We start from the raw sequence: 22,304 nt of genomic DNA on the forward strand, positions 1-22,304 counted from the left end.
CACCGCGGATCCACCGCCGATCCACCGCCGATCCAGCCCCGATCCGCAGGCCCCTGCGCCAGCACTTGCCCCGGTATGGGGTGAGACACCCGATATATCACCGGGTTCGCAACCTGCGGCCGGGACAGGAAGAATCGGGGTGCGTGCCGCCACGGCGGTGCGGTGGTGAGACGCTGCACTTCGGTCGCGTCCATATGTGGGTGACGCGGCTCGTACGGGGAGGTGGCAGGCAAGTGGTGGATCAGCTGACGCAGCACGATCCGCGGCGGATCGGGCCGTTCGAGGTGCTGGGACGGCTGGGGGCCGGCGGCATGGGGCTGGTCTATCTCGCGCGCTCGGCGTCCGGCCGGCGCGTGGCGATCAAGACCGTGCGGACGGAGCTCGCCGAGGACCAGCTGTTCCGCGTCCGCTTCACGCGCGAGGTCGAGGCGGCCCGCGCGGTCTCCGGCTTCTACACGGCGGCCGTGGTCGACGCCGACCCGCGCGCCGCCGTGCCGTGGCTGGCGACCGCGTACGTCCCCGCACCCTCCCTCGAAGAGATAGTGAACGACTGCGGGCCGCTCCCGGCCCAGGCGGTGCGCTGGCTGGCGGCGGGCGTCGCGGAGGCGCTCCAGTCGATCCACGGCGCCGGGCTGGTCCACCGTGACCTCAAGCCCTCCAACGTCCTCGTCGTCGAGGACGGCCCCCGGGTGATCGACTTCGGTATCGCCTCCGGCGTCTCGAACACCCGTCTGACCATGACGAACGTGGCCGTCGGCACCCCCGCCTACATGTCGCCCGAGCAGGCGAAGGACTCCCGCAGCGTCACCGGCGCCAGCGATGTCTTCTCGCTCGGCTCGATGCTGGTGTTCGCCGCCACCGGACACCCGCCCTTCCACGGCGCCAACCCGGTCGAGACGGTCTTCATGCTGCTCCGCGAGGGCCCCGACCTCGAAGGCCTCCCGGACGAGCTGCGCCCGCTCATCGAGTCCTGTATGCAGATGGACCCGACCGCCCGCCCCAACCCCGCCGACCTCCAGGCCCAGCTCGCCCCGCACCTGTTCGGCTCCGGCTCCGACGACAGCGGTACGGCGTCGGCGTGGCTGCCCGAGAAGGCGGTCGCCCTCATCGAGGCCCGCCGCGGCGGCCGCCCCGCCGCCAAGCCCACGTCCGGCGCGAGCCGCGGCTCGGCCCGCCCGCCCGCCGTGCCGCCCCCACCGTCGCACGACCCCGTCGTCCCGCCGCCGCCCGTCTCCGCCCCGCCGGTGCCCGCGCCGGTCGGCGCCCCCGACGGCGGCCCGGTCCGGCTGGCCGGCGCCGCCGTGCCGATCGGCCCGGGACCGCGCGTCGCCGACGCCCGCGCCGCCGCCGTCAAGGCACCCCCGCCCGAGGCGGGCCTGGCCGCCTCCTGGTCCAAGCCGCGCCCCGGAGTCAACGGCGCAGACCCTGCCGTAGGCCCTGCCGTACCGGCACCGCAGCCCCCGGCATCCCCGGAGAGCCCGGCGGGCTGGCGGCCCTGGCGGTTCCGGATGTCCAACGACGTGTGGGGCACCCCGGCCGTCGACGGCGACCTCGTCTACGTCACCTCCTTCGAGGTGCACGCCCTCGACGTGGCCACCGGGCGGCGCCGCTTCAAGACCCGGGACGTGGCCTGGTCGATGGCGGTCGCGGACGGCAGGATCCACGCCTCCGACGGCCCCACCCTGTTCGCCCTGGACGCCCGCGGGGGCGCCGACCTGTGGCGGCTGTCCACGGACGCCTGGGTGTACTCCCTGAAGGCCGAGCGCGGCACCGTCGTCACCGGCACCCGCGGCGGCGGCGTCCAGGCCTGGGAGGCCGCCAACGGCCGCAAGCTGTGGGAGATCACCGGCTGCCAGAGCGACTTCGAGTCCCCCGAGGCCGGGCCCGCGCTCCACGACGGCACCGTCTACGTCTGGCGGGACGCCCGCCTGCGCGCCCTGGACGCCCGCACCGGCGACGAGCGCTGGTCGTACCCGATCGGCGACGTGGCCTCCTGCGGCGGCGTCCCGGTCCGTGTCGCGCCCGCCCCCGACGGCTACGTCTACATCACCGCCGGCACCCGCGTCCTCGCCGTCGACATCGCCGGCGGCCACGTCCGCTGGCACTTCGAGGCACCGGCCGTCTTCCTCTCCCCGCCCGCCTTCGCGCCCGGCCCCGCGGTCACCGGCGGCGGCATCTACCTCGCCGACTACCTCGGCACGGTGTACGCCCTCGACGCCACCGACGGCCGCGACCGCTGGCGCATCGCCACCGAGGCCCGGGCGTCCGTCGACCCGGTCCTGGTCGCCGCCGGGCACGTCCACGTCGGCAGCGGCACCGGCCTCTACACCCTGGACGCGGTCACCGGCACGCCCAAGTGGCGCTTCCAGGCGGGCGGCGACATCGTGGGCGCCCCCTCCGTCGCCGAGGGCCGCATCCACTTCGGCGCCACCGACCACCTCCTGTACACGCTCAAGGCCGACGACGGCCGACTGCGCTGGAAACTCGCCACCGGCGGCGAGATCACCGGCTCCCCGGTCGTCAAGGACGGGATCGTGTACGCGTGCAGCAAGGACCGCTGCGTCTACGCCCTCGACGCGGAGAAGGGCACGGGCACGGCCCGCACCGCCTGAGCTGGGTGCCACGGGACGGCCGTCGTACCGGGCGCACGGAAGGGATTTCCAGACGGCGGCCGTCGCTCGGGCGAGCCCGGCCTTCACCGTGCTCACACATGACGCTACGCCCCGTGAACGGGAGCTGCCACGTGAGCTGCCGGAGGAGCACCCGGAGTAGCCGCAGCAGCCGGGGTTGCCCTCACCGCGTCCGGTGTTCCCGGCGTCGCCCGCGGAACAGCTCCGCCTGCCGCCCGGCCGGCAGATTCCCCAGCGCGATGAGCGCGGGCGCCTGCGCGAACGCCGCCGCCAGGGCCGCCTCCCGGCCCGCCCACAGGGCCCGCACGGTCCCCTGGACGGCCTCGGGCGGGTACCCGGCGAGCACCGTGGCGCAGGCGGTCGCCGCCGCCAACGCCCCGCCGGGCGGCACGAGTTCGGACACCAGCCCCACCTCGTACGCCCGCCGCGCCGACATCCGTTCCGCCGTGCCCATCAGTGCCGTCCGGGCGGCCTCCCCGTACGGCATCCGTTGCGCCATCAGCATCGACTCGTACGCGCTGACCATCCCGTACGTGGTGTGCGGGTCGAAGAAGGTGGCCGTCTCGTCGGCGACCACGAACTCGGCCTCCCCGAGCAGGTAGAAGGCCCCGCCGCAGGCCATCCCACCCACGGCCGCGACGACCGGCTTCCACAGATCGTTCGCCTTCGGCCCGACCCCGAGCAGCGGATCGTCCTGCATGTACGGCGATCCGGGCTGCGGCACCGACACGTCCCGGTCGATGCCGGTGCAGAAGGCCCGGTCCCCGGCGCCGGTGAGGATGACGGCCCGCACGGAGTCGTCGTACCGGAACCCCCGCCACGCAGCGGCGAGTTCGTCGGCCAGGGCGAGGTCGATGGCGTTGAGCCGCTCAGGCCGGTCGATGGTGACGACGGCGACGCCTGTGTCCTTGTCGACGGCGACCCCGAGCCCGCTCATCCGTACACCCACTGCGGAACCCCGTCGCCGGTGAACACGACCCGCACCTTCGCACCGATCCGGACACGGTCCGGCGCGACGGAGTCGAGGCGCGCGCCGGGACGGGCGACGAGATTGCCGACCAGCCGTATCCTCGGCGCCTCCGCCAGCTCGACGACGATCACGTTGTACGGCGCCTGCTCGGCGTAGGCGGGCAGCAGCGGCGGATGCGGGACGACGTACGACCAGATGCGCCCGCGCCCGGACGTCCGGCGCCACTCGGCCGCGAAGGACTGGCAGTGCGGACAGCACGGACGGGGCGGGAAGCGGGGCTCACCGCAGTCGGCGCAGGCCTGGACACGCAGCTCGCCCTGGGCGGCGTACCGCCAGAAGGGGGCGCCCTCGGGGTCGATGACGGGACTCAGCATGCTCGCTCCTCAACTCCTCAGAAGCAGCGCGGACGTGGGGACCCCTTCACCGGCGGTGACCAGGCAGGTCGCGGCGCCCGGCACCTGGGCGGTACTGGTCCCGCGCAGCTGCCGTACGCCCTCGGTGACGAGGTTGAACCCGTGGACGTACGCCTCGCTCAGCCCCCCGCCCCCGGTGTTGAGCGGCAGCCGCCCGCCGATCTCCAGCGCGCCCCCCTCGGTGAACGCCCCGCCCTCCCCCCGCCCGCAGAACCCGTACCCCTCCAGGGACAGCAGGACGAGCGGTGTGAACGCGTCGTAGATCTGCGCCACATCCACATCCTGTGGAGTGAGGTCGGCGTGCTTCCACAGATGCCGGGCGGCGGTCCAGGCGGGCCCGGTGAGCGGGTCGTCGTTCCAGTAGTTGACCATGCCGTGGTGCTGGGCGGGCAGCCCCTGCGCGGCGGAGTGCACGTACACGGGCCGCTGCCGGCAGTCCCGGGCCCGCTCCCGTGAGACGACGACACAGGCCAACGCGCCGTCCGTCTCCAGGCAGTTGTCGTAGAGGCAGAGCGGCTCGCTGATCCAGCGGGAGGTCATGTACATCTCGCGGGTGAGGGGCCGGTCGTACATGATCGCGGCGGGATTCTGATTGGCCCGGTTCCGGCAGGCGAGGGCGACATTGAACAGGTGATCGCGCGTTGCCCCGTACTCGTGCATGTAGCGCCGCGTGAGCATGGCGATCTCGTCCGCCGGCCGCAGCAGCCCGAAGGGCCGCGTCCACTGCCCCGGGGTGGGCAGCTGAACTGCCGTATTGGTCCACGGCCGGGGCCCGCTGCCCCGCTTCCGCGACCGCCAGGCCACACCCACGGTCGCCTGCCCGGCGGCTATCGCCGCGGCGAGATGCGCCACGGTCGCGCACGAACCCCCGCCCCCGAACCCGACCTTGCTGAAGAAGGTGAGGTCACCGAACCCGACGGCCTTCGCGAGCTCGACCTCGTCGGTCTCCTCCATGGTGTACGAGGCCAGCGCGTCGACCTCGCCCGGCGCGATCCCGGCGTCGTCGAGGGCGGCGAGGACGGCTCGGCAGGCGAGGGTCCGCTCGTCCTCCGGGAGGTGCTTGGCGAAGGCGGTCCGGCCGATGCCGACGATCGCGGTGGCGTCCTTCAGGGCTGCCATGTCTCTGGCACCTCCATGCGACCACAGCCAACTGCTGACAGACCGTCAGGCTACAGCTAATCTGACGAAGCGTCAGCTCATCTCGATCTGGGAGGCCGTTGTGCGCGGAGACCGGGAGTGGGGCAGCATTCCGGGCCTGGTCCGGTGGGCCGCCGAGCGCTACGCGGACGTCGAGGCGGTGGTCGAGGGCCGCACCCGGATCTCGTACGCCGAACTGGGCGCCCGAGTCGAACGGGCGGCGGCCGCCTGCCTCGCCCACGGCCTGCGCCCCGGCGACCGGGTGGCCCTCTGGGCCCCCAACTCCCTCGACTGGATCGTCGCGGCGCTGGGCGCGGTGTCGGCGGGCGGCGTCCTCGTACCGCTGAACACCCGCTTCAAGGGCACGGAGGCCCTGGACGTGCTGCGCAGGAGCGGGACGCGGCTGCTGTTCGTGACGGGGACGTTCCTCGGGACGTCGTACGTGGCGTCCCTACGACGGGCGGCGGGACCGGGACAACTCCCCGAGCAGGTGGTCGTACTGGCGGAGGACGCCCCGCCGGACTTCCGCACCTGGAAGGACTTCCTGGCGGAGGGGGAGGGGGTGGGGTCGGACGAGGTTCTTGAGCGGGTCTCCTCGATCTCCGCCTCCGCACCCTCCGACATCATCTTCACCTCCGGCACGACGGGACGCCCCAAGGGCGCGGTGATCACCCACGCGCAGTCGCTCCGCGCGTACGACATCTGGGGCGACCTGGCGGGCCTGCGCCAGGGCGACCGCTACCTGATCATCAACCCCTTCTTCCACACCTTCGGCTACAAGGCGGGCGTCCTGGCCTGCCTGATGCGGGGCGCGACGATGATCCCGCAGCCGGTCTTCAACGTCGGTACGGCGCTGGCGAACATCGCGGCCGAACGGGTCTCGGTCCTCCCGGGCCCGCCGACCCTCCTCCAGTCCCTCCTCGACCACCCCTCCCGGAACGCGCACGACCTCTCCGCGCTGCGGCTGGTGGTGACGGGCGCGGCGGTCGTACCACTGCGCCTGGTGGAACGGCTGCGCGGGGAACTGGGCGTGGAGACGGTCCTGACGGCGTACGGCCTCTCCGAGGCGAGCGGCATCGTGACGATGTGCCGCCGCGGCGACGACCCGTCGGTGATCGCCTCGACGTCGGGCCGGGCGATCCCCGGCACGGAGGTCCGCGTGGACGCACCGCTCGGCACCCCCGGCGAGGTACTGGTCCGCGGCTTCAACGTCATGCGCGGCTACTACGAGGACCAGTCGGCCACGGACGAGGTCATGACGGCCGACGGCTGGCTGCGCACGGGGGACGTCGGCGTCATGGACGACGCGGGCAACCTCCGCATCACGGACCGCATCAAGGACATGTTCATCGTCGGCGGCTTCAACGCGTACCCGGCGGAGATCGAGCAACTCCTCGCCCTGCACCCCGATGTGGCGGACGTGGCGGTGATCGGCGTACCGGACGCCCGGCTGGGGGAGGTCGGAAAGGCGTACGTGGTGCGGCGGGCCGGGGCCGTGCTGACCGGGGACGACCTGATCGCGTGGGCGCGGCGGGAGATGGCGAACTACAAGGTGCCGCGGGTGGTGGAGTTCGTGGGGGAGTTGCCGCGGAATGCGAGTGGGAAGGTGGTGAAGGGGGACTTGCGCGGGAGAGGATGACGAGTCAGGCGGGCCAGGCGGTTACCTGCAGAATGTAGACGCACTCGTGTCGGGGGACGATCAGATAGAGGAACATGCCGCCGGGCACGTAAGCGGTCTGAACGCCTTCACCCACGCCTTGGTACGCCGATCCAGCCAGGTAGAGCACCTCGGCCGCCCGTACGATCTCGTCGGCTCGCTTCTCGACCTCCGCGACGAACGCGGGTGGTGCTGGTGTGGGGCCGCCAATGACGTGGCTTTCGTCCGGGTCGTACTCCCAGCGCCATTCAGCCACGGTTCAGGGACTCCTGGGCATCGGTGTGGAGAGTATGGATCTCGTCCATCGCCGCCCGCCAGGCGGGGTCCTCACGCTCGACGGTCTGCGCCGTGTACTCGGCGGCCCGGAGCCGAGCGGCTGTGGCTGGGTTCCTGGCGATCTCCACCACGACGGCCCAGTTTTCCAGGAACTGCACGATCGGGCCGAGGCTGGCCGAGCGCGCGGCCAAGGCGATGGCCTCGTCCTTCTGTCGCTCCATCTCGGCAAGCCGGTGCGGGGCGACCTGCGCCAGAGCGATCCGGAGAGCGGCGGGCGTCCGCTCCGGCCGGGGGATGAGTGGCCCATCGGGCTCGAAGGGCTGTGCGGTCATCGTCCGTGTCCTTCCATGGCCTTGCCGTGCCCACGGTACGGCAGTGTCGGCCGATCACGCAGGGTGTCCGGGGAAGCGCCTGGATGGAGGGTCGGGAGCGGAGACCCTGCCCGATGGTCATGCCGAGGCACCGACGCGTTGCGGCCCGTGCCTGGGGCGCTTGAGCTGGGCGGGGACAGGTGTGGGGAAGGCTTCCGAGCGACGGCGTCGCCACCCGGCCGGGGCCTCGGCCATCACCACTGCCAGGATCAGCCACCAGAGCATGTCGATCCGGTCCAGGTTGGCCGGGTGGTCCATCGTCCCGATCATGAAGAAGCCGGTCAGCGAGGCCAGCCCCACCGTGCCGATGGCCGACTTGGCGCGGGCGGCGCGGGCGGCCGAGGACCAGGTGATCACGGTCACGGCGACGATGGCGAGCAGGCCTAGGGGGCCGGTCTCGACGAGCCAGTTCAGCCACATGTTGTGGGTGTGCACGAAGACGCGTTCGCCGGGCGCGGTCGCGGATATGACGGCGCCGGAGCGGCCGAGGCCGACGCCGAGCGGGTTGTGCACGGCGATGTCGAGCGCCGCGTCCCAGGCCTGCCCGCGCACGCCGAGCGAGTCCCCGGCCCGCGACACGGCCCAGATCGCGGCGGCCGCGCCGCCGAGGGCGAGGAACCCGAGGGTCGCCGTGATGCGGCGCTGGGCGCGGTCGGCGAGGCGGGGCGCGAGCCAGTAGGCGCCGCCCAGGACGAGCAGGCCGGCGGCTCCGGCGACGTACCCGGCGCGGGAGAAGGTGGTGAGCAGGGCGCCGTACCCGACGACCCCGACGAGGACGACCACCGTACGGGCGGTGCGCTCGTCCACCGAGACGGCGGCGAGCAGCACGAACGGCAGCAGCAGCACGAGGAACGCGGCGAGCAGGTTGGGGTTGGCGAAGGTGCCGGTGGCGCGGATCAGGACACCGGCGCCGCCCGCGTCGCAGGAGACGTCGGTGAGGAGGCCGGTACGGCAGAAGCCGGTCGGGGTCTCGTTGGTGACCTGGGAGAAGGCGAAGGTGGCGGCGGCGGCGACACCGACCAGCGCGAGCAGCCCGACCGCGCGCCAGGACTCGGGCTGGGTGCGGCGCAGGCCGACGACGAGGTAGTAGCAGGCGACGACGGTGAGCAGGCCGCGCAGGGGAGCGGTCGGGTGCCTGCCGAGGAACGTCGTCACCACGGCGGCGCCGAGCAGCAGCGCGATCGGCAGATCGAGCCGCGTACGGAAGTCCCTCAGCCGCGCCCGGGGCCGTCCCCGCACCGGTACGACCACCGCGAGCAGCCCGACCAGCAGCGCGAGCCGCGTCGGGGTGACGACGCCCACGAGAGGGTCGTCGGGGAAGAAGTCGGTGGCCGTGTCCAGGAACACGATGAACAGCGCCGCGAGCGGGACCATCTGCCAGAACGCGTACGCCGGTCCGGGGGCCGCCGGCGTGCTCCGGTCGGTTGCCATGAGACCCGAGCGTGACGGCCCGGTGCGACGCCGGGGTGACCGGGGGGATAACGGGGGTGTGCGGGTGGAGGGACGGCGATTTTCATACCGGCCTCGGTCACTTGGCCGAGAGAAAATGCCGAGTCTCCTCGGCGCACCCCCACGACAGCGTGACGCCGGCTCCACCATGGCCGTAGTTGTGCACGACTACGGTGCCGTTTTCCCACAGGTCCCTCTCCACACGGATCGTGGCGCGGGTCGGCCGAGCGCCGACCCGGTGTCCCAGGACGCGGGCTTGGGCGAGTCGGGGCTCGACCTCGGCACAGCGGGCGAGGATGCCGGCCGCCGCCTTGTCGTCGGGGGCCAGATCGCCCTCGCCGTCGATCGCTGTGCCGCCCAAGACGACGGTGTCGCCGTGGGGGTAGAAGCACAGCAGGTCCGGCGAGAGGCCGGTGTCCTCGGAGAAGAACTCGGTCAACCCGGGGTTGGTGACGACGACGTGCTGGCCACGGATGGGTCGGAGGTCAGGGTCCGGAACCAGGTCGCGTGCCCCGAGGCCCGCGCAGTTGACGATCAGCGAAGCCGGACCGGCGTCTGTGAACGAGGTCAGCCGTCGCTGCTCGACCACACCCCCGGCATCGCGGAGCCGGCGCAGGAGGTAGTCGAGGTAGGTGGGCATGTCGATCAGTGGCACGGTGAACCGGTAACCCGCCGTGAACCCGGCCGGAAGTTCGGCCCGTTCGCACGGCCGGAAACCCGGCAAAGTGGTGGCCCAGTCTGGCGCGGCCTCGGCCGTACGGGACGCCTCGACGCCACTGGTGAGCCGGATACCCGTCGCCGGGTCCTCGGCCAGCTCCCGGAAGATCCTCAAAGACCGTTGTCCCCACTGGTCGACCTTGTCCTTCGGTTCAACCAGGTACGGACCCCACATCGCCCCGGCCGCCAGCGACGTGACACCAGGCACCTGCTCAGCGATCACGTGCACCGAAGCCCCGGCCTCGGCGAGAACGACGGACGTGGTGAGCCCAGCCACCCCAGCCCCGACAACGACAACGCGCTCCCCTGCGGACATGAACCTGACCCTAACGGCCGGGTTGCGCCGATGGGGCGTGGTGGGCGAGCGCGTTCTCCAGGGCTGGCAGGAAGTTGCGAACGTGAGGGTTGCGCTGTCGGCGACGGAGGTCGGCGGCAAGCTGGTGGAGCAGCGCCGCGCTGCGAGGCGAGCGGACGACATCAAGGCGATCGGCGGCGATCTGACCGATCTCGCAGGCTGCCTCCAGGTCTCCATGCGCGCTGTGCCCCAGGGCCAGCCACGCTCCCTCGTACATGGCTCGGCGCTGGCTTGGGTCGCCGCTCGGAACGTCGTACGCCCCGGACTTGAGCATCTCGGTCCCCTGGGCGAGGAAGCGACGGCTCCTTCTTCCGCTCTCCGCCTTCTGCTGTGCACGACCCATCTGAATGAGGCCGTAACCAGCCTGGCAGTCCAGGTGGTTGTCGGTGAGGAAGTACATCCAACGGGGCTCTTCTTGGCGGCCGTCCCGGCTTGCGATCAGCTCGCGGGCAGCGCCACGTGTGTGGGCGAAGTCGTTGTCACGGCCGGCGGCGGCGTACGCGTAGGCGAGCCGGGACAGGACGGACGCCCGGACGGCCAGCGGGGCGGCGTCACTCGCACGGCGGGCGGCCTCACCGAGGGCGATGGCGTCCGCGGGGTGTCCTCGACTCGCCGCCTGGAAGGAGAGGTCGCCCAGGATGTGGGCACACAGGGGGAGATCATTGACCTGATGCGCGGCCCGAAGCGCCGTGACGAAGTAGCGCTGTGCCAATCCGTGATCGGCCGCGTCGAAGGCCATCCAGCCGGCCAGCTGGCCGATCTCCGCGAGCGCGCGGATCAGACGGCTCGCGACAGCCGGAGAGTGGCCGCCTTCGCGAATCAGCAGCCCGACAGCCCGGAACTGGGCTCCAACGTAGGGCAGATGACGTGCCCCTCCGTGCTCGTCATCGAGCAACTGGAGCATGGGAAGGTGCTGCTCCACCTGGTCCACGAGCGAATTGGTGCCGAACGACGACGTCATTCGAGGCGTGTACTGACCGCGTCCTGCGGTGCCGTCGAGGTACTGGGCGACGATCGCGAGGAGTCCCGCACCCGAGATCGCGAGGAACCGGCGACGGTCGACAAGCCCTCCCATCACCCAGTCCTCCACGATCGCCTCCATGCCCTGTACAGTCCATGGCCGCGCGAGATCCGTGTCCGCAGGGACCAGCGCTGACGAGTCGCCCACACGCCCCTGCCACAATTCGGCCACCGAGACATTCCTACCCAGCTCCTGGGAGAGCACGTAGGCGGCCATCATCGGCAACGGCGAGCGCGGTAGGGCGCCGGCGTCCCGCCAGTGGTACGGCGCCGACTCGGCCACCGTCCCCGCGCCGAACACTCGGTTGAGCTTGCGAGCGAGCGCCTTCGGGCTCCACCCGAGTTCGTCGAGGCACCCCGCCAGTACGACGTTGGGCTCGCCTGTCTGCGGTGCCACGTGCGACCACCCTTCGCTCCAGTGGTTCGTCCATCACTTCGCGGGCCCCATGGTGATGCCCATGGGCAGACGATTCACCACCGCCGCATGGAAGTTGACCGAGTTGACCCACTGATCGGGTCCTGCCTGACCGTCCCCCTCCTGTGTTCTTGGATCCCGGCGGAGGCGTCCGTCTTCCGAGCCGACGGAGAAAGAGGTGGGCCTTGAGACAGCACACGAGCACCTTCCCAGGCCGACCGGGCGGTGTGGTGGCCCGAGACGCCGGCCGACCAACCTCCGCCCCCGGACGCGGGCTCATCGCTGGCGACGGCACGACCACCCTGATCACGGATCTGCCGTACGGACCGGAAGCGGCCGAGGTCGCCCGGGGTGCCGTGACGCTGGCGCTGCGTGGCACTGAGACGGACGTACTTGCTGACGCCCGCCTGATCGGGTCGGAGCTCGCGACGAACGCCTTCGTCTCGGGCAGTCCTCCGTTGGTTCTGTGCGTCGACCGCAGGAGTCTGACCAGCGGCGGCCTGGAGATCGAGATCACTGTCACCGACGGCGGCAGCTCCCGCCCCACACCCGCCTCTCCTATCGCTCCCGACGAGCAGGCCGAATCAGGACGGGGACTGGTCATTGTCGATGCCTTGGCCGATGCCTGGTCGCTGACGACTGGCACCAACGGCACTCGTGCCTGGTGCCGACTCACTCATGGGCCGTGCTCTTCGTCCATCAGCGCCTGATGTCCACGCCTGCCCAAACCCGTCCTCCAAGGAGGCACCACCTAGTGCGCATCGACCATGCGACTTCCCCACCCTCACTCACGGCTGTGCCGGAGGCCGCTCGCCAGCCCAGGGTCGTCGTCGTTCTCCACGAGGGCTTCTACGGGGCGGAGTCGGGCACCGGCTTCAGCAACCGAGCCTTCCTCACGGCACTGGCCCGGCTCCTGCCGATAGGCCGCCTCTCAGTGATCACCCCGCACGTGCCCGAGACCGCGGGAGCGCACAATCAGCGGTGGGCCAGCGAGGTGCGGCAGATGCTGCGACAGGCCGCAGCCGAGGTCATCACGATCCCGAAGGTCAACGCGCCGCCGGACTCGGTCCGCGGCTCGGTTCAGCTGTGCGACCTGGCGGGCGAGGCGGCCATGCGCATCGCCGCGCGGGCGAGCCGGTGCCTCCTCGTCGGCCTCGACATCCCGTTCCTCGGGCTCGCCCCCTACACGTTGCCGACCACGGACCTGCTGCTCGTGCCCCGCTCCACGACCGCGCTGACGCGGCCCAAGGATGTCTCCCGCGTCCGCTGGGAGCGAGACGCCCTGCGAGCGGCGACACTCCGAGGCGGGCGCGTCGGGGCCATCTCCTCCCATATGCGAGGCCACCTCGTCGTCAACTACGCCGTCCCTCGGTCGAGCATCGTGAGCATCCCGAACGGGCTGATCCGTGAAGAGATGATCAGGCCGGCCACGGCTCTGCCGCTGCCTTTTAAGGCCCGCGCCGGATTCCTACTCGCCATGGGCCGCGCAGTCCCGACGAAAGGCTTCGAAGACCTCTTGGAGGCATTGCGTCTGCTGAAGGGACGCGGTGTCCCCGTTCCTCACCTGCTGCTGGCTGCCGTGACCTCGGAGGAACACAAGCACCCCTCCTCCTATCAGCAGGACCTGGCAGCGCACATCCGCGCGCACGATCTGGACGCGACTCTGATCACTAGCTTCACCCCTGCGATCCGTGCCTGGCTGCACAGCCCGGCCCTGCGCGCGGTCATCGTTCCCTCTCGCGAGGAGCCCTTTGGTCGGATACCCCTGGAGGCGTTCGCAGCCGGTGCGGGCCCGGTGGTCGCGACCACGGCCGGCGGACTGGCTCAGACCGTTATCGACGGCGAGACCGGCTTCACGGCCGCACCGCAGGACCCCAGGTCCTTGGCCTCAGCCCTGCACCGGGCCCTGACCGTCCTGCCCCGAGAACGCGATCGGCTCCGGAGCGCCGGGGCGGCCCTGGTGCGCTCTCGCCACGACTACGAGGCCAGCGTCGGTTCCGTCATGGACCGCATCGCCCCTTGGACGCTGGCGCAGTCAGCCACCGCGGAGGGGCGAGCGCGATGAACCAGCAGGTGGTGCTGATCAGCCTGGAGTCCTCGCACTTCTTCTGGCGGCTGTCCTCCGAGCACGAGCGTGCGCTGTCCGCCGCCTTCCCCGGCATCGAGTTCCGCAGGGCGACCGAGGACGCCGTGACGCACCAGCTGGCCGACGCACACGTCTACTTCGGGTGGCGATTCGCGCCCTCGTGGCTGTTCGCCGCGCCACATCTGAAGTGGATCGCTTCCCCGGCCGCCGGCACTGACCATCTGCCCGTCGCCGAGGCGCACTCCGTCGGTGTGGCCCTGACCCGCTCGTATGGCTTCCACGGCAGGCCCATGGCCGAGCACGCCATGGGCCTGGTCCTGGGTTTCTCCCGCGGGCTGTTCATCAGCCAGCGTGTCCAGCGGAATCGTGCCTGGTGGAAGGACGACCTGGCCGAGGAGTTCTTCGACCTGGCAGGGGCGACGATGACCATCGTCGGCTGCGGCAGCGTCGGACGCCACCTCGCCCAGGCCGCTCGGGCCTTCGGCATGAACGTCGTCGGAGTGCGCCGGACACCACCTGCGGCTTCCGAGGGCGGGATCACGTGGGTGCACACGACGGCGGTGCACCAGGCGGTGTCCGTCGCCGACGTAGTGGTCAATCTGCTGCCCGCGACCCCTGCCACGGACCGCTACTTCGACCACGACCTCTTCTCTGCGTGCAAGCCCCGCTCTCTCTTCCTCAACCTCGGCCGTGCGGCAACCGTCGATCAGTCGGCCCTCCTGGCCTCCCTCGACACCGGCCACCTGCGCGGCGCGGCCCTGGACGTTTTCGATCCGAAACCGCTGCCTGCACGTCATCCGCTTCGGCTCCACCCCCGGGTCGTACTCACCCCGAAAAGCTCGGTGTTCTGCCGCGCATACATGGACGAGGCGGTGACGTTCTTCGCCGACAACCTGCACCGCTACCTCTCGGGCCAGCCCCTCAACGGCCTGGCCGAGGCGCCCGCCACCCGCTCTCCGCTCGTAGGAGGCTGACCAATGCCCACCGCAGACCACGACGACCTGGCCGCCGCCTTCGCCGCCGCAGGCCGAAACCACCCCTACCTGGCCTTCACCCTGAACTCGCTGTGCAACCTGGACTGCGTGTTCTGCAAGCCCCGGTGCATGCCGGACTACGGGCACAAGGACCGGCCCCTGACCGCCTCCGACTACGCGGCCATCGCCACCGAGGCCGGGGCCTGGAAGATCAGGAAAGCACACTGCTCCGGCGGTGAACCGACCCTGCGAGCGGACATCCTCGACGTCATCGCGGGCCTCGCCGACGGCCTCGGGCCCGACGCCGCGATCGGCATGACCAGCCACGGCAACCTGCGCCGGGGGCTGAGCGTCGAACAGCTCCACCACGCCGGCCTGACCTACCTCAACCTCAGCCTCCACAGCCTCGACCCGACGCGGTCCGCCTCGATCATGGGCGGCGGCGACCCGCGCACCACCCGGAGCACCCTCGACTCCGCCCTCGCCCTCGGCCTGCGCGTGAAGATCAACTGCGTTCTTCAGCGCACCTACCTGGACGACGCCTTCGCCGTGGCCGAACTCGCCCGCGACCTGCCCGTCGCCGTCCGCCTGATCGAACTCCAGAACATCGGTCCCGCCCAGGCGCTGTTCGACATCGAGTTCATCACCGAGGCAGAGGTCCGCGACCGTCTCCACGAGTGGTTCGCGGACGCCGGCGAAGTCCCCCGGGACCAGCTGGGCGTCCGCAGCCCCGGGCAGTATCTCCGTCCCGACGGCTGGGCAGGGTCGATCGGCTTCATCTCCAACTCCAGCTGCGCCACCTGCTCCGACGCCAACAGGATCAAGATCACGCCCACGGGCGTGGCGCGGCCCTGCATCCTGCACAACCGCGACATCCCCCTGAAGCCCCACCTCGCCGACGGCACACTCGGCGACGCCTTCGCCCACCTCTTCCAGGCCATGCTCGACCGCAACACCAACGACGCCTGGCAGGGCTTCCACTACGTCGACTACGACCTGCGCTGGGACCGGATGGAGCGCCCCGAAGGCACTCCGGTCCTGCCCCTGCTCCCCGTCCTCCCCACGGGAGCGGCCGGCCCCTTCTGCGCCCCCGCCTCCACCGGGGAGCGGTGATGGTCGTGGTCGACGCGCCGCCTCTCTACCAGGGACTCGGCGCTCTATACGAACGCGAGCTGGACGCCCACGGCGTCGGGGCCCTGATGCTCACCCACAAGTGGCAGCCGGCCGACCTGCTGGCTCCGCACTCCGACATCGACGTACGCGTCCTCCTTCCCCAGGTCCCCGCCGACTGGGAAGAGTGGAACCACCGCCTGGCCGCCGCACACGCCGCCGCGATCGACCGGGAAGTCTTCCATCGACGTCTCCTGGAGCACCCGCCCGGCTTCGCGTTCACCGTGACCGAGGCGGACGGGCGACTCGTCTCCGCGCCCGAACTCGCGACCTGGTCACTGATCAGCGGGAGCTCGCGGGACTTCCAGCGCTGGAAGTCCCGGGCCCAGATGGCGCCTTGGTGCGAGGTCGATGAGCGGTTCTACCGGGGGATCCTCCAGGCCCGGATGGGCGGCCGATACCAGCTGGCTGCGGACAGTACGGACAACGTGGTCGAGGACATCGCCGCGTACCGGCGCCACTGCGTGGCCTGGCACTACCTCGCCCCGTGCTGGTTCGCCGCCGCCGCACTCGCGACACGGACCCGCTGCCCCGGAAAGACCGCCGCCCTCACCCAGTGGCGGCCGGAGGGACTGGACGGATACGCCGAGCTGTTCCTCCGGCACTCGGAGAACCGCTCAGACGCCCGCCCGCGGAGTCCGCGCCACCTGCTTCGCGCGGCCCATGTCGCCCTGGAGGCGGCCATGCGTCGCGTTCCTGACGGCGAACGCCCCGACGGCCACGGCCAGGAGGACGCCCGTACCGACTGGGTGATGACCGCCGGGATGCTCCGCGTGCGCGTCGCCCGCTGGCTGTACTACCTCGATCCGCCGCCCGGCGTGGCGACCGAGTACCTGATCCGGCGGGAGGCGAAGGAACTCCGCTCCGCCGCACAAACGCTGACCGTGCTCGCGGCAGACGAGGCGACTGCCGCCCAGCGGCTGGCCGCCCGGATGGCGGCGCTGATCCCCACCGGACCGACCACCGCCAACACGCTGCGCCTGACCCTCGCGCGCTGGCACCAGCAGAAGACCACCGTCCAGGACTTCCTCAGCTTCACCCCCGATGACGTCCACCTCTGATCCAAGGAGCCTCGTCAATGACCGCGCGTGCGCCGGTGCCCCGCACCCTGAAAACGGCGAAGGTCAAGATCACCACGAAGTGCAACCGGCACTGCGACTTCTGCATCTTCGCCGACGGCGCCCAGGGCGAGAACATGTCCCTGGAGCTGTTCTCCACCATCCTGACGCGGCTGGACGCCATCCCCTTCCAGCAGCTGCACATCAACGGCGGCGAACCCACCGTGCACCGGGACTTCCCGGCGCTCAGCGACGCCGCCCGCTCGCGGCTGCCGGACAAGGTCATGGTCCTGGGCACGAACGCCATCACCCTGGCCCGCAACCAGCCGATCATGGACGCGACCCTCCGTTCCTACGACCAGATCCTCATCGGCTGCGACGACGAACACGGGAACTACGACGAGGTGCACGCCGTCGTGCCCCGCCTCCGCGAAGCCGGCAAGACCGTGGTCGTCAACAGCGTCCTGGAAGGCATCAGTTCCACCCGGCTCACGCAGCTCGGGACGCTGTGCGACACGTACGGCGCCATCCACGTCACGAACCACGTGCACCACGTCGACGTCGGCCAGCCCGCCAACGAGCTGCGCGGCCTCTGCGACCGCTACCTCGACCAGCACCTGATGATCGAGATGGACGGGTCCTGCTACCGCTGCTTCAACGCCATGGCGAAGGACGACAGCGAGTTCAGCATCTGGGACGAGGACTTCGCGGCCAAGGTGTTCGCGCCCCGCAGGAACCATTTCCGGTTCTGTCTGCGCTGCCACGAGTACACCGACTCCGGCGCCGCACTCGTCCCCGCCCTCACCGTCTGATCGGGAGGTACACCACCATGCCCGCAGTCCTCGGACTGAACTTCCACCACGACACGGCCGCCGCGTTAGTCGTCGACGGCCGCCTCTACGCGGCCGAAGAGGAGCGCTGGAGCGGCGTCAAGCACAACCACCCCACCCGCAAGGGCACGCTCACGGCCCCGACACGCGCGCTGCAGTGGTGCCTGGAGGCCGCCGGCATCGAACCGGAGGACGTGGACGCCGTCGGGGCCGCCTCCATGCGTCCCAACCCCGCGGCTGGCTGGTGGCTGGCCGAGGAGCGGGAGGAACTCGCCGCCCTCCTGCCCGCCCCGCTCGGCGAACACCTCCGCCTTCTCTCCCACCACACGGCCCACGTGCTCTCCGGCTATCTCCTCTCCGGGCACGAGCACGCCGCGGGCCTCGTCATCGACGCCGGCGGCTCCTCCTTGGGCTCCGACTTCGGCTCGGGGCGGGAGCGCATCACCGGGTACGACCTGTGGCCCGATCGCATCGACCGCCTCTACCAGGGTATGCCGGCCGTCGTGCCGGGCCCGGTCGGGCCTAGGCGCGTCCACTCCTCCCTCGGGCACTTCTACCGGAACCTCGCCCGGCGGGTGATCCCACCCGGCGACGAGCCCGAAGGCAGCATGATGGCGCTCGCGGCCTTCGGCGATCCGCAGCGCTACGGAGCGCACATCCGCGAACTGGTCCGGCTCGACGACGAGGGCGAGATCCGCATCGATCACCCGTGGGGTTCGGCGGACAGCAGCACACCGCTGCTGCTCGATGGCCGGGCCTGGACCGCCGACAACGTCGCGGAACAGCCGGAACACAAGCGTGCCGACCTGGCCGCCGCCGTCCAGGAGGTCTTCGCCGAATCGGTCGTCCACATCGCGCGCCACCTTCAACGGCTCACTCGGGCCTCAGCGTTGGTGTTCTCGGGCGGATGCGCCCTGAACTCCCACCTCAACGGCCAGTTGGCCGCCGACAGCGGATTCGACACCCTCTTCGTCGCACCGGCCCCGCACGACGCCGGCACAGCCGTGGGTGCCGCGCTCTACGGCTGGCACTACCGGCTCGGGCAAGAACGCGTGCCGGTACCGACCGACGCGGCTTGGGGCCCCGATCCGGGCGTGCTGCCGACGACAATGGTGCCGTCCGGCTACCACGCCTTGCCCCACCTCGGGCTTGGCCTGGCACCCACGGTGGCGGCACTGCTCGCCGAGCACCGCATCGTCGGCTGGGTGCAGGGACAGCTCGAATTCGGGCCGCGTGCCCTCGGCCATCGCTCGATCCTCGCCCACCCCGGTCACGCCGCCACGCGGGACCGGCTCAACGCGATCAAAAAGCGAGCCGCGTACCGCCCGTTCGCGCCGGCCGTCCTCGCCGATCACGCCACGGAATGGTTCATGACGGCAGGCGACCCCTTCATGAACCGTGTCGCCACCGTCCGACGGTGCCGAGCCGACCGCGTCGCGGCGGTCACCCACCACGACGGCACCGCCCGCGTCCAGTCCGTCGCCGCCGGCCACCAGGGCCTGCGCGATCTCCTTGAGCAGTTCCGCGACCTCACCGGACTGCCGCTGCTGCTGAACACATCCTTCAACCGCAAAGGCGCCCCGATCCTGCGGACCGCTGAGCAGGCCGTGGCAGCGGCGGTGGACCTGCGCCTCGACGCCCTCGCCGTCGGGGACACCCTGCTGCTCGCCGACCACGTCCCCGATCCCCGTGCCGCGTCCCCTCGTACGAGGTGAGGCGGATGGACCCCATCGATCTCGACCACGTCCTGACCGTGCTCGGTGCCGCCGCGTGGAGCCCGGGCGAACAGTCCCGCGCCCGCGTGGCCGCTGGCCTCGCTCTCACGGTCTACGACGGCCACACCCGCGACCAGGGCACCCCATACCTGGAGCACCCGCTGGCCGTCGTCAGGCTGTTGCGAACGGAGATCGGCGTCCGGCGCCCCGAGACCCTCCTACTCGCCCTCCTCCATGACGCCTTGGAGGTAGCGCCTGAGTCGGAAGCACTGCTCGTCCACCACCTCGGCGGCCCGTTCACCGCCCGCCTGCGTGCCATGACGGCCGACCACCGCCTCGAACAGCGCCCCAAGTCCGTCGGCGACGAGAGTCGCTGGCGCGCGAAGCAGGCCGCGCTCCCGCCCGAGGACCTCCTCGTCCGGCTCGCCGACCGCCTGCACAACCTGCGCGACCTCGCCGCGTCCCCGAACCTCGACCGACGCCGACGGTTGCTCCAGACCCTGGGCGATTTCCACCTCCCCCTCGCCGACGCCGCCCGCGACCTCGGCCCCCATCTGGAGACCATGCACGCGCGCCTGCACGCCGAGTACGTCCACCACATACAGGAGGTACGTCCGTGAAACGGGTCGTCTACTCGATGGAGCCGGTCGGCCGGACCGGCGGCCGGGTCTACCTACGGATGCTCCACGAGGTGACGGCCGACGACGTGGAATGGCGCACCGTCCCGGACCACAAGCGGACCTACCGGGTCCGCCGCTGGCGCAAGCTCCGCCACCTCGCCCGCCTGGTCCCTTCCATACGGGCGCTGCACGGCACCACCGGCACCTTCGTATGGGACGACCTGAGCCTGCTGCTGTTCACGCCCGAGATGCGCGCCCGCACAGTGTTCCTCCTGCATCACTACGAGCCGTTGCAGCATGACTCCGCCCCCATCGAGGCCATGGTCTGGGAACGGCTGTTCCGCGTTCTGCCGCAGTGCGCAGCCGTGGTGTGCGTCGCCCCGTACTGGGCCGACCAGCTCCGCGCCCGGGGCGTTCGCAACGTACGGGTGATCTACAACGCCTTCGACATGACCGAGATCGAGCAGGCACGCGGCTACGACCGGGCCGAGTGCCGCGCCGAGTTCGGCCTACAACCCGACGTGATCGGCGTCTACGCGGGCAAGGCCGTGCACTGGAAGGGGACCGAGGAGGTCTCCGCAGCCCTGGCCGACGTTCCCGGCCTGCGGGTGATCACCAGCGGCAGCAACACCATCGGCCTCGACAGCGCGCACTACGACGTCGAGCGGGAGCGGTACCTGCGTCTTCTGTGCGCCTGTGACGTCGGCGTCTTCCTCCCCCGGATGCGGGAGGGCTGGAGCCGCTGCGCGGCCGAGGCTTTGCTGCTCGGCCTTCCCTGCCTCATCCGCCCGGTGGCCGGTTTGGGCGACCTCGCCGCACTGACCGGCCAGCCGGCCCCGGACCTGCGCCGTCTTCCGGCACAGATCCGGGAACTCGCGGCGGCACCCCATACCGAGGCCAAGGCGGGGTACGAGGCCCTGGCACGGTTCGACCTGAACTACTTCGGCAACGCCTGGGGCAACCTCCTGGCGCAGGTCGCCTGACCAGCGGCTACGCCTGCGCGGCCAGCTTCTTGCTGGCGGCTTCCAGACGGGCCAGCACGCGGTCCCGGCCGAGCAGCTCCATGGACTCGAACAGCGGGAGTCCGATCGTCCGGCCGGTGACCGCGACCCGGATGGGCGCCTGGGCCTTGCCCAGCTTCAGCCCGTGCTTCTCGCCGACGGCGAGAAGCACGGCCTTCAGGTCGTCCGCCTTCCAGTCCGCGACGCCGGCCAGCTCGGCGCGGGCGTCCGACAGGATGTCGCCGGCACCTGCCTTCATCGCCTTGTTCCACGACGCCTCGTCCTCGACCGGCTCGTCGAGGAACAGGAAGTCCACATAGCTGGTGATCTCGGAAAGCAGCGCCAGCCGGGTCTGGGCCAGGGAAGCCGCAGCCTCGAAGACGTCCTTGTCGAACGCCTCCGGCCGCCACGGCGCGTAGGGGGCAACGAGCCACGGCGCGCAGGCGGCGGCGAACTGCTCCGGTGACAGGGCGCGGATGTACTCGCCGTTGAACGCCGTCAGCTTCTTCACGTCGAAGAAGGCCGGCGCGGTGTTCACGTCCTCGATCCGGAAGAGCTGCTCCAGCTCCTCGTACGGCCTGATCTCCCGGTCCTCACCCGGGCCCCAGCCGAGCAGCATGAGGTAGTTCACCATCGCCTCGGGCAGGAAGCCCTCGGCGAGGTAGTCCTCCAGCGCCACCTTGTCCCGGCGCTTGGACAGCTTCTGTCGCTTCTCGTTCACGATCACCGGCAGGTGCGCCCACACAGGCGGCTTGGCTCCGAGCGCCTCCCACAGCAGCTGCTGCTTCGGCGTGTTCGACAGGTGCTCCTCGCCTCGGATGACCTGCGTGATTCCCTCATCCAGGTCATCCACGACGTTGGCGATCAGAAAGACCGGGGACCCGTCGCCACGGGCGATCACGAAGTCCTCGATCGCGCTGTTCGGGAACGCCGGCTCCCCGCGGACCAGGTCGACCACGACGGTCTCGCCCTCGTCCGGCGTCCGGAACCGCAGCGCCCGCCCCTCCTCGAAGGCCAGCCTCCGGTCCCGGCAGAACCCGTCGTACCCGAGGTGCTCCGACCCCGTGCGCTCCTTCAGCTGCTCCCGGGTGCAGTCGCAGTAGTACGCCCGGCCGGCCGCGAAGAGCTGCTGAGCCGCTTCCCGGTGCCGGTCGGCGTTGTGCGACTGGAAGTACGGCCCCTCGAAGGCCGGGTCCTCGCTATGGATGCCGATCGCCGCGAGCGCGCTGATGATGCCCTCGGTCCATTCCGGCTTGTTCCGGGCCGCGTCGGTGTCCTCGATGCGCAAGACGAACCTGCCGCCGGACTGTCGCGCCACCGCCCAGTTGTAGAGAGCGGACCGTGCACCACCGACATGGAACATGCCGGTCGGGGACGGGGCGAAACGAACGCGAACCGGGGCAGTTGACATGCGCTCCAGGGTACCGACGCCGAGCCGCC

General features: G+C 71.0%; 20 protein-coding genes. 11 read left to right on the plus strand and 9 right to left on the minus strand.

Annotated features, from left to right (window positions below):
* The first annotated feature begins 233 nt into the window (after positions 1–233).
* A complete protein-coding gene (locus HJD23_RS23755; RefSeq protein ID WP_171114646.1) occupies positions 234–2,612 on the plus strand; it encodes a serine/threonine-protein kinase in 2,379 nt (792 codons plus the stop codon).
* Positions 2,613–2,793: 181 nt separating this feature from the next.
* Here the strand turns inward: HJD23_RS23755 and HJD23_RS23760 are convergent, their stop codons facing one another.
* Genes HJD23_RS23760 through HJD23_RS23770 form a run of 3 tightly spaced genes read right to left on the minus strand, consistent with a single transcriptional unit; the run spans position 2,794 to position 5,132 of the window.
* A complete protein-coding gene (locus HJD23_RS23760) occupies positions 2,794–3,567 on the minus strand; it encodes an enoyl-CoA hydratase/isomerase family protein (RefSeq protein ID WP_171114645.1) in 774 nt (257 codons plus the stop codon).
* Positions 3,564–3,974 carry an OB-fold domain-containing protein gene (locus HJD23_RS23765; protein WP_171114644.1) on the minus strand — a complete coding sequence of 137 codons (411 nt, stop codon included), beginning with the start codon at positions 3,972–3,974 and terminating at the stop codon, positions 3,564–3,566. The genes HJD23_RS23760 and HJD23_RS23765 overlap by 4 nt, the downstream gene beginning before the upstream one ends.
* A 9-nt stretch (positions 3,975–3,983) precedes the next feature.
* Positions 3,984–5,132 (minus strand): lipid-transfer protein, encoded by a 1,149-nt coding sequence (locus HJD23_RS23770; RefSeq protein WP_171114643.1) that lies wholly within the window; start codon positions 5,130–5,132, stop codon positions 3,984–3,986.
* A gap of 100 nt (positions 5,133–5,232) precedes the next feature.
* Between HJD23_RS23770 and HJD23_RS23775 the strand changes: the two genes are divergently transcribed.
* Positions 5,233–6,789, plus strand: a complete 1,557-nt coding sequence (locus HJD23_RS23775) for a FadD3 family acyl-CoA ligase (protein WP_171114642.1) — start codon at positions 5,233–5,235, stop codon at positions 6,787–6,789.
* Between the two features lie 4 nt (positions 6,790–6,793).
* Here HJD23_RS23775 and HJD23_RS23780 read toward each other — a convergent pair whose 3' ends face one another.
* The 5 genes from HJD23_RS23780 to HJD23_RS23800 form a co-directional block, all read right to left on the minus strand.
* Positions 6,794–7,063, minus strand: coding sequence for a hypothetical protein (locus HJD23_RS23780; protein WP_171114641.1), 270 nt, complete (start codon positions 7,061–7,063; stop codon positions 6,794–6,796).
* Positions 7,056–7,415, minus strand: coding sequence for a hypothetical protein (locus tag HJD23_RS23785; protein WP_171114640.1), 360 nt, complete (start codon positions 7,413–7,415; stop codon positions 7,056–7,058). The genes HJD23_RS23780 and HJD23_RS23785 overlap by 8 nt, the downstream gene beginning before the upstream one ends.
* A gap of 117 nt (positions 7,416–7,532) precedes the next feature.
* A complete protein-coding gene (locus HJD23_RS23790) occupies positions 7,533–8,885 on the minus strand; it encodes an O-antigen ligase family protein (RefSeq protein WP_171114639.1) in 1,353 nt (450 codons plus the stop codon).
* A 97-nt stretch (positions 8,886–8,982) separates the two neighbouring features.
* A complete protein-coding gene (locus HJD23_RS23795; RefSeq protein WP_171114638.1) occupies positions 8,983–9,936 on the minus strand; it encodes an FAD-dependent oxidoreductase in 954 nt (317 codons plus the stop codon).
* 10 nt (positions 9,937–9,946) lie between these two features.
* The gene (locus HJD23_RS23800) at positions 9,947–11,392 is read right to left on the minus strand and encodes a transcriptional regulator (RefSeq protein WP_171114637.1); all 1,446 of its coding nucleotides are present in this window, start codon (positions 11,390–11,392) and stop codon (positions 9,947–9,949) included.
* A 374-nt stretch (positions 11,393–11,766) separates the two neighbouring features.
* Here HJD23_RS23800 and HJD23_RS44045 point away from each other — a divergent pair, with 374 nt between their 5' ends.
* The 9 genes from HJD23_RS44045 to HJD23_RS23845 are packed head-to-tail and all read left to right on the plus strand — an operon-like array spanning position 11,767 to position 20,846.
* Positions 11,767–12,120 (plus strand): ATP-binding protein, encoded by a 354-nt coding sequence (locus tag HJD23_RS44045; protein ID WP_240980793.1) that lies wholly within the window; start codon positions 11,767–11,769, stop codon positions 12,118–12,120.
* 44 nt (positions 12,121–12,164) lie between these two features.
* A complete protein-coding gene (locus HJD23_RS23810; RefSeq protein WP_171114635.1) occupies positions 12,165–13,475 on the plus strand; it encodes a glycosyltransferase family 4 protein in 1,311 nt (436 codons plus the stop codon).
* Complete coding sequence (locus tag HJD23_RS23815) at positions 13,472–14,470, plus strand: D-2-hydroxyacid dehydrogenase (protein WP_171114634.1); 999 nt, start codon at positions 13,472–13,474, stop codon at positions 14,468–14,470. Before HJD23_RS23810 ends, HJD23_RS23815 begins: the two co-directional genes overlap by 4 nt.
* A 3-nt stretch (positions 14,471–14,473) precedes the next feature.
* Positions 14,474–15,583, plus strand: a complete 1,110-nt coding sequence (locus HJD23_RS23820) for a radical SAM protein (protein ID WP_171114633.1) — start codon at positions 14,474–14,476, stop codon at positions 15,581–15,583.
* Entirely contained in the window at positions 15,583–16,701 is a 1,119-nt protein-coding gene (locus HJD23_RS23825; protein ID WP_171114632.1) for a hypothetical protein, read from the plus strand. The genes HJD23_RS23820 and HJD23_RS23825 overlap by 1 nt, the downstream gene beginning before the upstream one ends.
* Positions 16,702–16,718: 17 nt before the next feature.
* Entirely contained in the window at positions 16,719–17,510 is a 792-nt protein-coding gene (locus HJD23_RS23830) for a radical SAM protein (RefSeq protein WP_171114631.1), read from the plus strand.
* Between the two features lie 17 nt (positions 17,511–17,527).
* A complete protein-coding gene (locus HJD23_RS23835; protein ID WP_171114630.1) occupies positions 17,528–19,243 on the plus strand; it encodes a carbamoyltransferase C-terminal domain-containing protein in 1,716 nt (571 codons plus the stop codon).
* A gap of 5 nt (positions 19,244–19,248) precedes the next feature.
* Positions 19,249–19,863, plus strand: coding sequence for an HD domain-containing protein (locus tag HJD23_RS23840; protein WP_171114629.1), 615 nt, complete (start codon positions 19,249–19,251; stop codon positions 19,861–19,863).
* Positions 19,860–20,846, plus strand: coding sequence for a glycosyltransferase (locus HJD23_RS23845; protein WP_171114628.1), 987 nt, complete (start codon positions 19,860–19,862; stop codon positions 20,844–20,846). Before HJD23_RS23840 ends, HJD23_RS23845 begins: the two co-directional genes overlap by 4 nt.
* Positions 20,847–20,853: 7 nt before the next feature.
* Here the strand turns inward: HJD23_RS23845 and gltX are convergent, their stop codons facing one another.
* Positions 20,854–22,227 carry a glutamate--tRNA ligase gene (gltX, locus tag HJD23_RS23850; RefSeq protein ID WP_232107717.1) on the minus strand — a complete coding sequence of 458 codons (1,374 nt, stop codon included), beginning with the start codon at positions 22,225–22,227 and terminating at the stop codon, positions 20,854–20,856.
* Positions 22,228–22,304 lie beyond the last annotated feature (77 nt).

Origin of the sequence: Streptomyces sp. Z423-1, from assembly GCF_013009255.1 — a bacterium.
Lineage (GTDB): Bacteria > Actinomycetota > Actinomycetes > Streptomycetales > Streptomycetaceae > Streptomyces > Streptomyces gossypiisoli.

What these genes read in the sequence shown, in the direction of transcription:
- gltX (WP_232107717.1), bottom strand. Translation starts at nt 22,227, where the DNA reads ATGTTCCATGTCGGTGGTGCACGGTCCGCTCTCTACAACTGGGCGGTG.
- HJD23_RS23815 (WP_171114634.1), top strand. Translation starts at nt 13,472, where the DNA reads ATGAACCAGCAGGTGGTGCTGATCAGCCTGGAGTCCTCGCACTTCTTC.
- HJD23_RS23785 (WP_171114640.1), bottom strand. Translation starts at nt 7,415, where the DNA reads ATGACCGCACAGCCCTTCGAGCCCGATGGGCCACTCATCCCCCGGCCG.
- HJD23_RS23795 (WP_171114638.1), bottom strand. Translation starts at nt 9,936, where the DNA reads ATGTCCGCAGGGGAGCGCGTTGTCGTTGTCGGGGCTGGGGTGGCTGGG.
- HJD23_RS23820 (WP_171114633.1), top strand. Translation starts at nt 14,474, where the DNA reads ATGCCCACCGCAGACCACGACGACCTGGCCGCCGCCTTCGCCGCCGCA.
- HJD23_RS23790 (WP_171114639.1), bottom strand. Translation starts at nt 8,885, where the DNA reads ATGGCAACCGACCGGAGCACGCCGGCGGCCCCCGGACCGGCGTACGCG.
- HJD23_RS23765 (WP_171114644.1), bottom strand. Translation starts at nt 3,974, where the DNA reads ATGCTGAGTCCCGTCATCGACCCCGAGGGCGCCCCCTTCTGGCGGTAC.
- HJD23_RS23830 (WP_171114631.1), top strand. Translation starts at nt 16,719, where the DNA reads ATGACCGCGCGTGCGCCGGTGCCCCGCACCCTGAAAACGGCGAAGGTC.
- HJD23_RS23760 (WP_171114645.1), bottom strand. Translation starts at nt 3,567, where the DNA reads ATGAGCGGGCTCGGGGTCGCCGTCGACAAGGACACAGGCGTCGCCGTC.
- HJD23_RS23825 (WP_171114632.1), top strand. Translation starts at nt 15,583, where the DNA reads ATGGTCGTGGTCGACGCGCCGCCTCTCTACCAGGGACTCGGCGCTCTA.
- HJD23_RS23840 (WP_171114629.1), top strand. Translation starts at nt 19,249, where the DNA reads ATGGACCCCATCGATCTCGACCACGTCCTGACCGTGCTCGGTGCCGCC.
- HJD23_RS23835 (WP_171114630.1), top strand. Translation starts at nt 17,528, where the DNA reads ATGCCCGCAGTCCTCGGACTGAACTTCCACCACGACACGGCCGCCGCG.
- HJD23_RS23770 (WP_171114643.1), bottom strand. Translation starts at nt 5,132, where the DNA reads ATGGCAGCCCTGAAGGACGCCACCGCGATCGTCGGCATCGGCCGGACC.